1 pseudogene is annotated in these 1,754 nt (G+C 64.8%); it reads left to right on the forward strand.

The features are described from left to right. Window positions 1–271: 271 nt before the first annotated feature. Window positions 272–1,754: pseudogene (locus AC2VOK_RS11690) on the forward strand (protein kinase domain-containing protein); the annotation flags it as partial.

Consider the following 1,754-nt stretch of genomic DNA (forward strand, 5'->3'; position numbering starts at 1 on the left):
GCCAAAAGCCGTCGACGGCCGCCGCCTACCGCGAAGCCCACCAATTCCTCGAGCAGCTGGACCGGCTTGCCGACGTCGGCTGTTGCGGGAAGGACTAATTGGCGAACAGACGCGGAATCGCAGAAATCGGGCGTCGTGAGTGCGATTCCGTGTCTGCTCGACCGCGCCAGAGTAGCCACATCGCGCGGCGACAAGACGCCTCGGCAAACGGCTGCGCGGCTCACCCAGCTCAGCGGATACTGACCCTGGCGGAAAGAAAGGCAGGGGTGCGGTGGCGTCGCGCGTCGGCGAAATGTTCGGCAAGTACAGGGTTGTCCGGCTGCTCGGTACGGGCGGCATGGGCAAGGTGTATGAGGCCTACGACACCGACAAGGGCAGAACGGTCGCGCTGAAGCTGCTCAGCGAGCAGTACGCCGACGACGAGAAGTTTCGTGCGCGGTTCCTGCGTGAGTCGCGCGCCGCGGCAATTCTGCAGGAGCCGCACGTCATCCCGATCCATGACTGGGGCGAGATCGACGGTGTCCTGTACATCGACATGCGGCTGGTCCGGGGCCAGACCCTGCACGACATGCTTAAAGACGGCGCCTTGCAACCGCAGCGGGCAACCGACATCATTGGCCAAGTCGCCGCGGCGCTGGATGCCGCGCATGCCGAAGGGCCGATCCATCGGGACATCAAACCGCAGAACATCATCGTCACACCTGAAGACTTCGCCTACTTGGTGGACTTCGGCATTGCCGAGGCCAGAGGTGACACCCACCTGACGATGGCGGGCTACCAGGTGGGCAGCTTCGACTACATGGCGCCGGAGCGGTTCGGGGAATCCGATGCGACACCGGCTGTCGATATCTATTCGCTGACCTGCGTACTCTATGAGGTGCTGACGGGCCACAAGCCGTTCGCGGGCCACAGCGACCAGGTCATCGCGGCCCACCTGTCGTCCCCACCGCCGCGGCCCAGTGCGGTCAATGCCCGCGTTCCGGCGTCATTCGACGACGTCGTCGCCCGCGGCATGGCCAAACACCCCGATGACCGTTACGGCAGTACCGGCGCGCCCTCTCAGCAGAAGCGTCAGCGGCCGGCGCCCCGACGATGCTTGCACCCCAAAACGTAGCGGCGCCGAGTAGCTATCCGCCCTTCAACGCCCAATACATCGCTCCCCCAACGCCTCCGGCAACACCAGGCCAGGGAAAGTACTTGGTGCCAAGCCTGATCGTCGCCGCAGCGCTGCTGCTCGTCGGCGTTATTGTGCTCACGATCAGTGTTGTCGCGAAGCGTAATACCCAGCCGGAGTCCCCTTCGCCGACACTCGCTTACACCCCGCCTACCGTGACCACATACGACACAGAGCCGTCCTCGACCACGCAGCCGGTCTACCCGCAAAGCACGGCCGCATCCGCGCCGCTGGACGCCGAGCAGCGCCTGCACCAAATCGCGGACGAGGACCGGCCCTTCGTGGCCGCCAATCTCGCCGGCCATTGGGTGCCGCAACTGAGCTCCAAACGTCCTGGCGTCGTCGATCAGGGTGTGGTGTGGGACAACACCATGACCCTGCAGGAGCATCTGGACCTCCGGCAGCGCTATCCCGACGTGCGGCTGCCGTGGTCGGGTGACTGGTCGACGTTCACGGCATCCGACTTCTGGGTCACCATCGTGAGCATGCCCTATCCTGACTCCGCCAACCCGCTGGCATGGTGCAGGGCCCAAGCACTGGACCGTGACCATTGCATCGCCAAGCTCATCAGCACGACGCA

This window comes from Mycobacterium sp. TH-M116 (genome assembly GCF_057473685.1).